The organism is Salidesulfovibrio brasiliensis JCM 12178 (assembly GCF_001311825.1).
GTDB classification, from domain to species: Bacteria; Desulfobacterota; Desulfovibrionia; order Desulfovibrionales; family Desulfovibrionaceae; genus Pseudodesulfovibrio; species Pseudodesulfovibrio brasiliensis.
On the sequence record NZ_BBCB01000001.1, the window covers coordinates 177,010 to 190,390 of the forward strand.

Consider the following 13,381-nt stretch of genomic DNA (forward strand, 5'->3'; position numbering starts at 1 on the left):
GGCGGCGGACTACACCGGCACGATGGACCCGGAACGAACGACGGACTCCACGCCGTCCCGGACCACGATCAACCCGCCATCATCACTCAAGCCGCTCAGGCGGCCTTCCGTGGCGGGTTCTCCCCCATCCCTGACGAGCACATTGCGGCCCACCCAGGCAAGACGACTCTCTACGAGCGAGAGGAACTCTTGAGGGGAAAAATCGCAGATCAGTCGTGCATATATATTTTTGGCCTGATTTTCAAGGTTTGACCAAAGGTTCGGCACCGAATGGACAGGCCCGTCAAAGGCCAGTTTCCCGGCAGGACAGGCGGCGTCCCGTCGCATGGCGTCGTCGCCGGGGCTGTGTACCAGATTCATGCCGATACCGCCGAGCGTGGCGCCGAATCGATCTTCCATCAGCATCCCCGCTACCTTGCGCCCATTCTGCAGCAAGTCGTTGGGCCACTTGAGTTGCAGGTTCGCTCCCAAGGATGACGCAGCCTCCATGAAACACCAACCGAAAACAATGGAAACAAGGCCCACGTCCACGGCTTCCCAGCCTCCGGAAAGCTCCGGCCAGCAGAGCGTGGCATAAAGGTTCCCGGCCGGAGACGCCCATAGCCTGCGAAGTTGCCCGCGTCCGGAGTTTTGCGACAGGGCAAGCACACTGCCCCACTCGGGAAGCAATCCACGCCGCACCAACTCTGCGGCCACATCCATGGTGGATGTGCATTCGCCACAGATGAAGATCGGAGACGAGACCGCCCCATCGAATCGAAGGAATGTGAGGTCTTCATGCTCTAGCAGCGTACCGTCGACAAAGTCAGAAAACGTCCGCCAGTTCTCAGGCAGACTCTGCATTTCTACTGGAAATGGTTTTGCGACCTTATCCAACCCTTTGGAAAAGAGGTAAATTCCTTCTGGAAGCATGAAAATCTTTCTGCTAGTGTTCCGCAATGCGTATCTACTTGGCTGGCGGTGCCGTCAGAGACCTTCTACTCGGCAGAACGGCTACCGACAAGGATTATCTTGTATTCGGGGCTGAACCGGATGAATTCATGAGAACTTTCCCCAAGGCTCGCCGAGTGGGAAAGTCTTTTTCCGTGTTCATACTTGAAGGCTCCGAATTCGTGTTTCCGCGCGGCGAAACGCTGGAATCCGACCTTTTGCACCGCGATTTAACGATAAACGCAATGCTGCTCGGTCCAGACGGTGAACTCATCTGCCATAAAAACGCCCTTCAGGACCTGCAAAACAAAGTTCTGCGACCGGCTTCCGAGGAAAGCTTGCTGGAGGACCCGTTGCGCACGATTCGCGCCGCACGGTTTTCGGCGACCTTTCCAGAGTTTACCGTGCTGCCTGAGCTTATCGATGCGATGCGGGAAACCGCTCAACGCGGCCTTTTGGACGATCTGCCCAATGACCGGATCGCCAGAGAGGTCATCAAGGCCCTTGGCTCTTCACGGCCGGGAAACTTTCTGCGCACTCTTGCAAGCGCCGGGTGCCTCTCTCCATGGTTCACCGAGTTCGAGGGAGCCGACGAGACTCCTGCCGGACCGCCTAAGCACCACGACTCGAGCGTTCTTGAGCACACCTGCCGGATCATGGACGCCTGTGCCGGAGACGAGCTGACCGTCTGGATGGCGCTCTGCCATGACCTCGGGAAGACCGTGACGCCCAAAGAGGAGCTGCCCCGACACATTGCCCATGAAAAACGCGGCGAACCACTGGCAGAAAAGCTCGCTCTCCGTCTCAAGATGCCCAATCGCTACGTCTTGGCAGGCACGATCGCCTCACGCCAGCACATGAACGCTGCGAGATACGGAGACATGAAGCCCGGCAGCCGCGTCACCCTGCTCGAAAAGGCACGCAAGGGCCGCTGCCTTCGTGAACTCTTCGAGCTGGCAAAGGCCGATCACGGCGTGGATTTCCGTGAAATGGCCCAAAAAGAATGTGCGGCAATCCAAAGCGTTCGGCTGCCACCGGAAGCCCAGAACCTTGGCGAGGAGTCTGGCAAGCGCCTTCATCAACTAAGAGCCGAAAAAATCATGCGGGAGCTTTGACACGTTTCGCCTGCGCAGGTAATCTGTAAAGAATCCGTGAGCTCTCGACAGACGCCAACCCAAGGGGAATAGCATGAGACTGGTTACACGCTCGGACTTTGACGGACTTGCCTGCGCAGTGCTTCTCAAACAGGCCGGGATCATAGACGATTATCTTTTCGCTCACCCCAAAGACCTTCAGGACGGCAAGGTCGAGGTCAGCTCCAACGACGTGCTTGCCAATGTCCCCTACGTGCCCGGTTGCGGCCTGTGGTTCGACCATCACACCAGTGAAAAGGAACGCCTCGACTCGGATCTCGAATTCGAGGGAGATTCCCGTCCCCTACCCAGTTGCGCGCGGGTCATATGGGAATACTACGACGGTGAGAAGACCTTTCCGGAATCGCTGTTGCCCATGATGGAGGCCGTGGACAAAGTGGACAGCGCCGCTCTGAGCGCACAGGAAATAACCAAGCCCGAAGGCTGGATTCTGCTGGGTTACATCATGGACCCCAGAACCGGACTCGGGCGTTTTCGTGACTACCGCATCAGCAATTACCAGTTGATGCTTGATATGATCGAATACTGTCGGACCAAGACCGCCGAGGAGATCATCGAGATTCCGGACGTGCAGGAGCGTGTTCATCGCTACCGGGACCACGAAAAGCCATTTCAGGACATGCTCATCCAGAACTCAACGGTGTATGACAACCTCGTGGTGTTGGATGTTCGCGAACAGGATCCCATCTACTGCGGCAATCGGTTCATGATCTACACACTCTTCCCGCAGTGCAATATAAGCTGTCGAATCCTTTGGGGATTCAGACAACAAAACGTGGTGTTCACGGTCGGCCACAGCATTCTCAATCGTAGCAGCAACACGGACGTGGGCAGTCTGATGCTGCGCCACGGCGGCGGCGGACATAAGGCCGTAGGCACCTGCCAGGTGCCGCTCGACAAGGTGGATGAAACGCTGGCCGACATCATCGCCCAGACAAACGCCGACGGGTAGACGCATGAAAAGACGATTTCTCATCGTCGACGACGACGAGCGCTTTGCTGAACTTGTCTCCCTGAAGCTCGGGGAATTTGGCTCATGCGATGTTGCCACTGGCGGAGAGGATGCCCTCGAAATCTTTGAACGCCGCCTGAAAGAAAAGAGCCCATTCGACGCGGTGTTCATGGATATAGTCATGCCCGAAATGGACGGACACGAAGTGGTGAGGCGACTCAGGCAACTGGAAAAGCGCTATGGTGTTAACGCCGTAAAGAGCTTCAAGCTGATCATGCTCACCGCTCACTCGGACATTGACAACGTCGGACGCTCGTTCTTCGACAGCCTCGCCGATGCCTTCCTGACCAAATCGAACATGCAGGGCGGGCTTCAATCGGCCATGCGTGACGCTAGGCTGATTTGATCTTCTCCAGAATCTCAGCCACGGCTTGACGTTTTTCAGGATACACGTCTGAACAGAACGCCTCGATTTGCTGCTCCACCTTGATGAGGTGCGGCAGCTCCTGAAGCTCCATCAATCCGAACGCGTCCATGTCGATACTGCTGAAGCGCAAATCGCTGTCAAGCGCACACCCTTCACTTGGCATGCAAGGATTGACAAGCTCTTCCTTGGCCACATACTCCGGGTCCATGTTCTTGATGTACCGAAGGGCTCGCTCGGCGACATGTCCTCGTTGACCCGTATCACTTCTTCATTCACATACTGCACCATGGCCTTGAGCCTGATGTAGTGGACGGTCAGACGTTTCCTGCCCTCCTCGTCCGTGTAATACGTTCCGTTGAGATAGGTGTCAGTGGCCTTGGAGAGACCATGATAGGCCTCCTTGACGCACTTGGTCCAGCGGCCTTTGCGGGTGAGAGCAAAGGGAACGCGATCCATGTTCGTGGCTTTCAGGGATTCCTCGAAGGGGGGGACACAGGCCGGGACGATATCCAGCGACATGTAGAAGTCACGCACCGTTTTTTCGTCGATAAGCAGCGCGTGCAGATTCCCTGCTGCGGCTAGAACGCGACCTTCCTTGAAACGCAACTCCTCGGCCCACTCCTGAAGGACCTCGATCATGCTTTCAAGGTTCTTGCGCGCGCCGAAGTAGTGTTCCGCCATTTCGGAAACCACATCCTGCTGCAACCCGTCTGCATAATCCTTGAGATTGCTCATGCCGTTCTCCTTGAAAGCCGTTACTGGACCTGTATTCAGAGCCAAACGCTTTCATTCCACACTGTTCAGCTTTGCGGGTCAACCCTTTCCGGGAGATTCGGGCATAACTCTCACATGGCGTCACCATTTCACATTTCCGTTGAAAAAGCGGCGTAAAGCTCATACTGTTCCCGCGCGAGTATACTTTCAACCCCGCACAGGATTACACAATGCTGCTGAATGAACACAAAAGCAAACTGCTCTTTGAAGAAGCCGGAATCCCCGTCCCGGAAGGAATCGCCGTAACCCCTGAAGAATCTGACACAAAGCGGCCTCAATTCTCGCTGCCCTGGTTCCTGAAGGCTCAGGTCCTCGCAGGTGGCCGCGGAAAGGCCGGCGGCATCCTCCGTGTTGATGAGGAAAGCGCGTTCGCCGAAACCGCGAACAAGATTTTCGACCTCACCATCAAGGGCAACAGCGTCCCCTTTATCCGCGTGGAACCTGCCGCAGACATCCGGCGGGAGTTCTACGTCTCGTTCGCAGTGTCCCGAGAAAAGCGTTGCATCCTGCTGACCGTGGGCCGCGAAGGCGGCGTGGAGATCGAAAACCTCGGCGAAGACAACCTGCTGGTGCAGGAAATACGCCTGCCCGCTGGATTACAGGGCAACCAGCTCCGTGCGGCCTTCTTCCACCTTGATCTCGGCAAGGAACATTTCAAGGATTTCGCCAAGCTGCTCACAGATCTCTTCAACGCCGTCTTGAACTACGGCCTGTTGCTTGCCGAAATAAACCCGTTGGTGCTCACTGGCGACGGCCGCTTCATGGCGCTTGACGGCAAGGTTGAGATGGACGACAACTTCGTGGAAATCAACACGGAGATGGAAAAATACTATCAGCCCGAGCACGCCACGCCCGAGGAGAACCGCGCACGCGAAGCCGGACTCTCGTTCGTCAAGCTGCCCGGATGGGTCGGCCTGATGGTCAACGGCGCAGGGCTTGCCATGGCCACCATGGACCTGCTGAACTTCTCCGACCTGCCCGCCTCCAACTTCCTCGACCTCGGTGGCGGCGCAGACCAGAAGCGCATGGAGATCGCGCTTGATCTGCTCTTCGGCGACGACGCTGTTGAGGCCATTTTCATCAACCTTTTCGGGGGAATTTTGTCCTGCGAGAAGGTTGCCATGGCTCTTGAAGGGGCACTCGGCGGCAAAGCTCCCCAAAAGCCCATCGTGGCCCGCATGTCCGGCAAGGACTCTGAAAGCGCGCTGAATATCCTGCACGGCCTGAACGTCGAGGGGTTGTACATCGCCACCAACATGGCCGAGGCCATGGAGACCCTGCGCAACCTGCAGCCGGTCAAGCCGCCGCGTATCGATTTCCCGGACCCCATCGGAGGAGCCGGAGAAGCAAAAGTGGCGAACATTACCTACGAATCGCTTGATATTTTCGACATCGATAAAAACACGCCCATCCTTGTTCAGGGGATCACCGGCCGCGAAGGTCAGCTTCACACCCGTCTGATGCAGGAGTATGGTGCCAATGTGGTGGCAGGCGTCACCCCGTTCAAAGGCGGTCAGGAAGTGCTCGGCGTGCCCGTGTACAACTCCATAGCCGAAGCCGCGCGCAAGCATGAAATCGGCGCGTCCATCATCTTCGTGCCCCCGGCTATGGCTGCCGATGCGGTACTTGAGGCAGCCTTCAACGAAGTGCCTTGGGCAGTTTGCATCACCGAGGGCATCACCCAGCACGCCATGATGAGCGCCTTTGAGCAGATCAAGGACTCCCCCACCCGCGTCATCGGGCCCAACACGCCCGGCCTGATTGTGCCCGGCCAGACCAAGATCGGCATCCTGCCTACCCAGCCGTTCATCCCCGGCCCCGTGGCAGTGCTCTCCCGCTCGGGAACGCTCACCTATGAGGCGGCACAACGGCTCACGGACGCAGGTATCGGCCAGTCCCTGAGCGTAGGCATCGGCGGTGATCCGTTTATCGGCACCACTTTCGTGGACATGTTCGAGATGCTCCGCAACCATGATGAAACCAAGGCCGTGGTCGTCCTCGGCGAGATCGGCGGACAGGCCGAGGAAGACCTTGCGCGCTATGTGGTCCAGACCGGATTCGACAAGCCCGTCGTCTCCTTCATCGCTGGCCAGACCGCGCCTCCGGGCAAACGCCTCGGCCATGCCGGGGCCATCCTCGAAAAAGGCGGCGGAATTCAGGGCAAGATCACGACCATGATGGACGCCGGGTTCTCGGTTTGCCGCAGCCTGCGCGAGATTCCGGGCATGACCGAAAAACTGCTCTAGGAGCGGCCTTGACTCGCAAAACCATCTGTTTCTTCAACGGCAACAAGGCGTGGGGCGGGGGCGAGAAGTGGAACTACGACTTCGCCCGCCTCATGCGCGACCGTGGTCACCGTGTTCTCGCCGTGTGCAACCGGCCGAGCGAACTCGGTGATCGCCTTGAGAGGGAACAGGGAATCCCGGTCCTGCGGATGCGCCTTGGCAATCTAAGCTTCCTTAATCCTGCCAAGCAGTATCGTCTCAAAAAGTTCTTCCATGAAAACAAGGTGGATACGTTGGTCACGGCCTTGCCTGCCGACCTCAAACTGGGCGGCATGGCAGCCCGGTCGGCAGGAGTCTCGGACATCATCTTCCGGCGTGGCATCGCCGTTCCCACACGAAACACGGCGCTTAACCGCTACCTCTTCGGCACGGTCATCACCAAGCTGATCTGCAACTCCGAGGAAACGCTCCGGCAGGTTCTGAAAAACAATCCGTCCATGATCCCGAGAGAACGGGCATACGTTCTCTACAACGGGTTCGACGTAGCCGCATTCGACGCTCTGCCTGCTGATCCACTGGTGCAGCGCCGCGGCAACGAGACGATCATCGGCAATGCAGCGCGTCTGACAGCGCAGAAAGGACATGCCCTTCTCCTCGAAGCAGCAGCGGAACTCAAGTCGCGAGGGCACGATTTCCGGTTGCTGATCGCAGGAAGCGGGGAACTTGAGGATGAACTCAAGCGCCGTTCCCGAGAACTCTCGGTGGACGATCACGTTGATTTCCTCGGCTTTACAGAAAATATCAAAGGATTTCATGCTTCACTGGATATTTTTGTTCTCCCCTCGCTTTGGGAAGCTTTGGGTACGCCATGGTTGAAGCCATGACCATGAAACGTCCGGTGGTGGCCTTCAACGCCAACTCCATGCCAGAGGTGGTGATGGACGGGCAGACCGGCCTGCTCGCTGCTCCCGGCAGCGCGAAGGACTTGGCAGATAAGCTTGAGCAGCTGATAATCAGCCCGGAACTCCGCGCCACACTTGGAGAAAAGGGACGCCAACGAGTGCTTCGACGCTTTGACACACCCATGGCGCTCAAACGGTTTGAAGAGGTGCTCGACGCCTGAGTGGCGCGGGCTTCCTTGACCTTCGGTATTCGGCGGTTTATTGTCTGAATATCTGGAGGCGCATGATGGACATCTCCGCATCAGCCGGCGCATACGACGAGTACGCCACCCGTACCTCGGAAGAACTCGTCGGGACCGATTTCAAGGAAACACGCACCGAGTCCAACCGGACTCGGGAGTTGAGTGCGGACGTCCCTTCCGAATCACAGGCCAACAGCCCCCGAATCCACAGCGCGGAACAGGATCGGAACTTTTCCACCTCGATCATGAACGCCGCATACACCGGAAAGGGATCTGTCATCGACTTCATGACCTGATCGTTTCACCGCCGGAACTCTTAAACCTTCACTTAAAGAAAGCACCCAAAACAATGACAACATTGCTGAAAATAGAATTCTCCGTCGCAGGAGAAGAGCTCGACGAGTGTGTTGAATTCCTCTCGGCCAAAGTGCCGCACGGCTGGGAGGAGATTGAAAAAAACGGCAGATTCCACTACACGGTTTTCCTTGAAGACCATCCTCTGGGCATGGAACTGGTGGCGGAAATCAAGGACCGCTTTCCCGATGGAGGACTCAGCCATAACGAACAGGAGTCCGAAAACTGGGCAATGGCCTGGAAGGACTTCTTCGCTCCTGTCTCCTGTGGGGACCGCTTCGAGATTCTGCCCCCGTGGATGGCGGACGCATCCGACGACGGCATGACCCATATCGTCATTGAACCGAAGATGGCCTTCGGAACCGGGCACCACCCCACCACCTCCCTGTGTCTCGAGCTGATCGGCGAGCTGTCCAAGGAAGGTCGCATTGACGACAGCATGAATTTTCTCGACCTCGGCACCGGTTCGGGCATTCTCGCCATCGGACTGGCCAAGCTCGGGCTTGATGGGCTGGCCGTGGACATTGATCCGCAAGCCGTGGTCTGTGCCCGCGAGAATATCCAGAACAACGACACCGAGGACGCCATCGCGCTCTCCGTTGGTGGCGTGGAAAGCATCGCCCCTGAACAGCAGTATGATCTCGTGGTGGCGAACATTCTCTCCGGACCGCTTATTGAGATGGCAGGAGAGCTCGTTGAACACGTGAAAGATGGCGGCTGCCTTATTCTTTCCGGGATTCTCGGCGAACAGGGAGAGCGAGTGGCGGCTGCGTATCGCCGCCGTGGACTTCCGGCACCCGAGATATTCACGCAGGGTGAATGGGTGGCCCTGCTCTGGCGGGAGGTCGGGCGGTAAATGGGCTCCGGCCGCAGACTCGACGCGATGTATCGGGCCATGCTCGATGCGCTCGGCCCCAGCCACTGGTGGCCCGGCGACTCGCCGTTCGAGGTTTGCGTCGGCGCGATTCTGACCCAGAACACCGCATGGACCAATGTCGAGAAGGCCATTGCCGCACTGCGCGAGGCCGACGTTCTTGAACCGGAAGCCATGTATTCACTGCCGCAGGAACGTTTGGCTGAATGCATCCGACCTGCCGGGTATTTCAACATCAAGGCCGCACGGCTGCGCTCATTTCTGAAGTTTCTCAAGGACCAGACGAACTGGGATATATCCGCACTCGAATCCAGTAATACGGATTCGTTGCGAGAACAGTTGCTGGGCATCAAGGGGATAGGCCCGGAAACAGCCGACTCCATGCTTCTGTATGCCTTCAACAGACCCATGTTCGTGGTGGATGCCTACACGGCACGCATCATGACACGTCACGGCATGGCTCCCGAAGAGTCGAACTACTTTGAACTCCAGAGCCTTTTCATGGACTCGTTGCCCGAAGATGTGCCAATGTACAATGAGTTTCACGCGCTTATCGTGCGTGTAGGAAAGGACTGGTGTAAAAAGCGGGCTTCGCAATGCGCGGGCTGTCCGCTGGAGGCTTTTCTCGACTAGATGCGTACGACCCCTGCCATACTTGCGGGTATGCTCACCCTGCTCGTCGTCACTCTTGTCGCCGCTCCAAGCGCGGCACAGGGTGTGCAGAATGAGCTGCAATCCAAGCAGCTTGAGGCGGACGAGACCGAACAACTCATGCAACAGCTTGAGGCACGCGAGGGGGGGATCGCCAAACGGCTTCACGGCATCCAGTCCCGCATGAGTTCGCTGGAATCCAAGGTGCAGTCACAGGAAGCCGAGCTTCAGTCCATTCAGGAACATGAGAAAAACGCCCGCAAAGAACACTATGAACTGGACGCAAAACGCAAAAAACTGCTGGCGGAACTGAAGAATTTACTGAAAACGCTCTGGCCGGTGCACATGAAGAACGTGCGCAGCCGCTTCGGAGACATCTCCAGCTGGGACATGGCGGACCGACGCTTTACATGGCTCTCCGAAGTATACGGTGCCACGCGAACCAAGTTCATAGCAGTACGAAAAACAACGGAAAAACTGGCCCAAAACCTTGAACGCCAGCGCATCCTCGCACACGAAGCCGAGCTTCAACTTGCACGCATCAACAAATCGAAGGACAAACTGCTGCGCGACAAACTCGCCCTGCGCTCCGAACTTCGTAATGTGCGCGACAAGAAACGCACACTTGAAGCCGAACTCAAAGGCATTCTCGAAGACATCCGAAACCTGAACTACCGTCTGCAATCGCAGAAAACAAAGAATTTCAAGCAATTCAAGCACGCTCTGCCGTGGCCTGTAAACGGTACGGTTATTTCCGGGTTCAACCCCAACGCTCGCCCTCCCCGCCGGGGACTGGCCATATCCACTAAAGAGAACGGCCAGGTTCGCTCGGTTTTCTGGGGCAAGGTCGTACATAACGATCTGCTACGCGGCTTCGGCAAGGTGGTCATTGTCTACCACGGGTTCGACTACTACAGCCTTTACGCATTCATGTCGGACACCATCGTCCAGACAGGACAGGAGGTTGAAAAGGATGAACCCCTTGGAACAACAGGATATTACCCGTTGGCCGGTGGGCCGGGGCTGTATTTTGAATTGCGTTTTCACCAAAAACCCATTAATCCGAAGGCTTGGTTGACTTCTAAAAACTGATCGGCCGAGAACCGCCGATCTTCAAGGCCCCCCATCGGGAGGATCTGATGAGAATAACGCTTTGGCTGGTCACGTCCCTGCTGCTTTTCACTCTTGCGGTCGCTCCGGGACCGAGCATAGCCGGGAAAGACCCTGACAGGTTCCAGATTCTGAGTCGTTTCAGTCAGGTTCTCGAACTTGTCGGGGAGCAGTACGTCAAGCCCATTTCCCGAGAAGAACTGATCGACGATGCGCTCAAGGGCATGCTGGAACAGCTCGACCCGCACTCCACCTACCTGAACCCCACCGAGTTCAGCGGAATGCAGGAAAGCACCAGCGGCGAATTCAGCGGCATCGGTATCGAGATCAGCATGGAAGAGAACAACCGCCTGACGGTCGTGACCCCCATTGAGGACACTCCCGCCTTCGAGGCGGGCCTTCAGGCCGGTGACCACATCCTCAAGATCGACGGTACCCCCACCTATGACATGACCCTCACCGAAGCGGTCAAGATGATCCGGGGCGAAAAAGGCAGTTCCGTGGTGCTGACCATCCTTCACGACGGAGCTTCTGAAGCCGAGGACATCTCCATTGTGCGCGGCACCATCCCCATTGTCAGCGTCAAGACCACTGCGCTTGAAGGCAATGTCCTGCTGGTGCGCATGACCCGTTTTAATGAAAACACCACCCGGATGCTGCGCGAAGGCATCAACGATTACCGCGCCGACAAGGAACTCAAGGGTGTTATCCTTGACCTGCGCAACAACCCCGGCGGCGTGCTCAGCCAAGCCGTGTCCGTGGCCGACACCTTCATCGAAGACGGCCTCATCGTATACGTGCAGGGCCGTAACGAGGCCGATCGTCAGGACTATTTCGCAACTCGCAACAGCAACGACGTCTCCGTGCCGCTGGTCACCATGATCAACTCCGGCTCCGCATCTGCAGCCGAAATCGTTGCAGGCGCACTTCAGGATCACAACCGCGCCCTGCTCATCGGCGAACGATCCTTTGGCAAGGGCTCTGTCCAGTCCCTGTACCCGCTTTCCGGCGGTGCGGGCATCAAGCTGACCACAGCGCTCTACTACACCCCGAACGGCCGCTCCATTCAGGCCACGGGCATCGAGCCCGACCTGACCATCCCCTTCCAGGTTCCCAGCATGAAGGAAGACAGGAAGCGGGCCGAGTACTTCCGCGAGAAGGACCTCTCCGGGCATTTGGAAAACGCCAACGGCGACACTGCCGAAGAACACACCATCTCCTCCAAAACCAAGAGTCTGCTGGAGCGCGACAACCAGTTGCGCATGGCCCTTGAGCTGGTCAAGAAACTGCCCAAACTCCGCAGCATCAAGTAAGCACGAAAAGCGATGACGGACGAACACAGACACGACGAAGAACCTGTCGAACAGGAATCCAAGGGCCGGTGGAGCGACAAGCTCCTCCGGCCCGTTCCCATGGCCGGAATAGCTGTCGGCCTGTTGCTAATCGTCCTGCTGGCCGTGCTTTACCAGTTGAGGCGCCCCGACCCGAAAGCCGCCATCACGCCCCCCAAGGTCACGATGGAGCAGAACAAGGCTAAGCGCCCCTTTGAGGAGCCTCAGCCTCCCGGCGTTGCTGAACAGGTGCGTCTTGTGGACTTTGCCCTGCTGGAAGCGCTCAAGCTTGAGAATATTGACTTTTCCAAACTTCAGTTGACCGATGTGGAAGTCCGGAAACACAACGGGCATGACTACCATTACCAAACCATGGTCCTGCCGGAACCCGAGGATCGCGCAACATTCCTCGCCCATGTCCGTGAAGCCTTGGACCGCCGCCTTTCGCGCGCCATGATCGAAAGCAACGGAACCGAAGCAGTGGTCATCAGCGTCGACACCATTCCGACGCACAGAATCAGCTTTCCCGAAGAGCCGGAAGTGCTTCAGCTGGGGGACGGCGCCCCTGACGGACCGCTCCTCTCCGTAGTCATCGACGACGTGGGCGAAAACATGGGCCTGTTAAGAAGGCTCATTGCGCTTAACGTGCCTGTATCCTTTGCAGTCTGGCCGCACAGCACCCACACTGACGACAGCATCAGGCTCATTAACGAATCCGGTCTGCCGCTGCTTCTGCATTTTCCCATGCAGCCCAAGGGCTGGCCCGGCACCAACCCCGGTGAGGGAGCCGTATTCACCAACATGACCGCAGACCAAATTCGGGCGGTGGTCAAGAGCAACCTCGAGCTGGTCCCCGGTGCCGTCGGGGCGAACAATCACATGGGATCGGCCTTTACCGAGTTTCACACCGGCATGAAGGTGGTGCTCAAGGAGCTGCACGACAGGCACCTCTTCTTTCTCGATAGCCGGACCACGCCTCGTTCGGCTGCCAAGAGCGAGGCGCGTAAGATCGGCATCCCATTCTATCAGCGTGACGTGTTCATCGATAACACCAAGGACGTCAACGCCATCATTCTCCAGCTCAAGAAGGCCGAACGTATTGCCCGAAAGACAGGCGTGGCCATAGCCATCGGACACCCGCACCCGGAAACGGTTGCCGCCCTTGAACAATGGGCCGCCAAACTCGACGGAACCGTCAACATCGTCCCGATCACCCAGCTCCGCCCCGACTTTCAACAGTCGGCAAAAAAGCGAAATGAAACTGACGGCACGGCAGGATACGCTCAGTAGCGACGACCGCCACTCCCTGAAATAGCGCGACTTTTCGTGCCACAGATCATTTTTCTGGACATTCTCTCGATTTCTTGGCCTCCAGCCCTGTCACGCTGTTGCCAATGGCCGTATGGATGTGTAGAAAAAGGTAGCCGATTATATGTTACGGTCCGGCGCGGACCC

At 57.4% G+C, this 13,381-nt stretch carries 13 protein-coding genes and 1 pseudogene; 11 read left to right on the top strand and 3 right to left on the bottom strand.

Annotated elements, in window-relative coordinates; translation table 11 throughout:
* Positions 1-9: 9 nt before the first annotated feature.
* Positions 10-702: a biotin--[acetyl-CoA-carboxylase] ligase gene (locus tag JCM12178_RS00940; protein WP_172677045.1), complete on the bottom strand. Its 693-nt coding sequence runs from the start codon at positions 700-702 to the stop codon at positions 10-12.
* 236 nt (positions 703-938) lie between these two features.
* Between JCM12178_RS00940 and JCM12178_RS00945 the strand changes: the two genes are divergently transcribed.
* The 3 genes from JCM12178_RS00945 to JCM12178_RS00955 all read left to right on the top strand — a co-directional run bounded on the left by JCM12178_RS00945 (position 939) and on the right by JCM12178_RS00955 (position 3,442).
* Positions 939-2,045 (top strand): tRNA nucleotidyltransferase/poly(A) polymerase-related protein, encoded by a 1,107-nt coding sequence (locus tag JCM12178_RS00945; RefSeq protein WP_054648107.1) that lies wholly within the window; start codon positions 939-941, stop codon positions 2,043-2,045.
* Positions 2,046-2,118: 73 nt separating this feature from the next.
* On the top strand, positions 2,119-3,036 hold the full coding sequence (locus tag JCM12178_RS00950) for a hypothetical protein (RefSeq protein WP_054648108.1): 918 nt from the start codon (positions 2,119-2,121) through the stop codon (positions 3,034-3,036).
* A gap of 4 nt (positions 3,037-3,040) precedes the next feature.
* A complete protein-coding gene (locus JCM12178_RS00955) occupies positions 3,041-3,442 on the top strand; it encodes a response regulator (protein WP_054648109.1) in 402 nt (133 codons plus the stop codon).
* Here the strand turns inward: JCM12178_RS00955 and JCM12178_RS18105 are convergent.
* Together JCM12178_RS18105 and JCM12178_RS00960 are read right to left on the bottom strand one after the other, a co-directional pair.
* Entirely contained in the window at positions 3,429-3,572 is a 144-nt protein-coding gene (locus JCM12178_RS18105) for a hypothetical protein (protein ID WP_157054648.1), read from the bottom strand. The two genes, JCM12178_RS00955 and JCM12178_RS18105, sit on opposite strands and share 14 nt — an antisense overlap.
* Positions 3,554-4,198 carry a hypothetical protein gene (locus JCM12178_RS00960; protein ID WP_054648110.1) on the bottom strand — a complete coding sequence of 215 codons (645 nt, stop codon included), beginning with the start codon at positions 4,196-4,198 and terminating at the stop codon, positions 3,554-3,556. Before JCM12178_RS00960 ends, JCM12178_RS18105 begins: the two co-directional genes overlap by 19 nt.
* A gap of 209 nt (positions 4,199-4,407) precedes the next feature.
* Here JCM12178_RS00960 and sucD point away from each other — a divergent pair, with 209 nt between their 5' ends.
* From sucD to JCM12178_RS01000, 8 genes and pseudogenes are all read left to right on the top strand, one after another.
* Positions 4,408-6,483, top strand: coding sequence for a succinate--CoA ligase subunit alpha (sucD, locus tag JCM12178_RS00965; RefSeq protein WP_054648111.1), 2,076 nt, complete (start codon positions 4,408-4,410; stop codon positions 6,481-6,483).
* A gap of 92 nt (positions 6,484-6,575) precedes the next feature.
* Positions 6,576-7,585: pseudogene (locus JCM12178_RS21170) on the top strand (glycosyltransferase).
* Between the two features lie 62 nt (positions 7,586-7,647).
* On the top strand, positions 7,648-7,902 hold the full coding sequence (locus JCM12178_RS00975) for a hypothetical protein (RefSeq protein WP_054648112.1): 255 nt from the start codon (positions 7,648-7,650) through the stop codon (positions 7,900-7,902).
* Positions 7,903-7,955: 53 nt separating this feature from the next.
* On the top strand, positions 7,956-8,816 hold the full coding sequence (prmA, locus tag JCM12178_RS00980; RefSeq protein WP_054648113.1) for a 50S ribosomal protein L11 methyltransferase: 861 nt from the start codon (positions 7,956-7,958) through the stop codon (positions 8,814-8,816).
* Positions 8,817-9,467, top strand: coding sequence for an endonuclease III domain-containing protein (locus tag JCM12178_RS00985; protein WP_054648114.1), 651 nt, complete (start codon positions 8,817-8,819; stop codon positions 9,465-9,467).
* Entirely contained in the window at positions 9,468-10,577 is a 1,110-nt protein-coding gene (locus JCM12178_RS00990) for a murein hydrolase activator EnvC family protein (RefSeq protein ID WP_054648115.1), read from the top strand.
* A 47-nt stretch (positions 10,578-10,624) separates the two neighbouring features.
* A complete protein-coding gene (locus JCM12178_RS00995; RefSeq protein ID WP_054648116.1) occupies positions 10,625-11,908 on the top strand; it encodes a S41 family peptidase in 1,284 nt (427 codons plus the stop codon).
* 12 nt (positions 11,909-11,920) lie between these two features.
* Positions 11,921-13,216, top strand: a complete 1,296-nt coding sequence (locus JCM12178_RS01000; protein WP_054648117.1) for a divergent polysaccharide deacetylase family protein — start codon at positions 11,921-11,923, stop codon at positions 13,214-13,216.
* Positions 13,217-13,381 lie beyond the last annotated feature (165 nt).

Coding starts and splice junctions, on each gene's coding strand:
- JCM12178_RS18105 (WP_157054648.1), bottom strand. CDS start 3,572: ATGGACGCGTTCGGATTGATGGAGCTTCAGGAGCTGCCGCACCTCATC.
- JCM12178_RS00975 (WP_054648112.1), top strand. CDS start 7,648: ATGATGGACATCTCCGCATCAGCCGGCGCATACGACGAGTACGCCACC.
- JCM12178_RS00985 (WP_054648114.1), top strand. CDS start 8,817: ATGGGCTCCGGCCGCAGACTCGACGCGATGTATCGGGCCATGCTCGAT.
- JCM12178_RS00950 (WP_054648108.1), top strand. CDS start 2,119: ATGAGACTGGTTACACGCTCGGACTTTGACGGACTTGCCTGCGCAGTG.
- JCM12178_RS01000 (WP_054648117.1), top strand. CDS start 11,921: ATGACGGACGAACACAGACACGACGAAGAACCTGTCGAACAGGAATCC.
- sucD (WP_054648111.1), top strand. CDS start 4,408: ATGCTGCTGAATGAACACAAAAGCAAACTGCTCTTTGAAGAAGCCGGA.
- JCM12178_RS00960 (WP_054648110.1), bottom strand. CDS start 4,198: ATGAGCAATCTCAAGGATTATGCAGACGGGTTGCAGCAGGATGTGGTT.
- JCM12178_RS00990 (WP_054648115.1), top strand. CDS start 9,468: ATGCGTACGACCCCTGCCATACTTGCGGGTATGCTCACCCTGCTCGTC.
- prmA (WP_054648113.1), top strand. CDS start 7,956: ATGACAACATTGCTGAAAATAGAATTCTCCGTCGCAGGAGAAGAGCTC.
- JCM12178_RS00995 (WP_054648116.1), top strand. CDS start 10,625: ATGAGAATAACGCTTTGGCTGGTCACGTCCCTGCTGCTTTTCACTCTT.
- JCM12178_RS00955 (WP_054648109.1), top strand. CDS start 3,041: ATGAAAAGACGATTTCTCATCGTCGACGACGACGAGCGCTTTGCTGAA.
- JCM12178_RS00940 (WP_172677045.1), bottom strand. CDS start 702: ATGGATGTGGCCGCAGAGTTGGTGCGGCGTGGATTGCTTCCCGAGTGG.
- JCM12178_RS00945 (WP_054648107.1), top strand. CDS start 939: ATGCGTATCTACTTGGCTGGCGGTGCCGTCAGAGACCTTCTACTCGGC.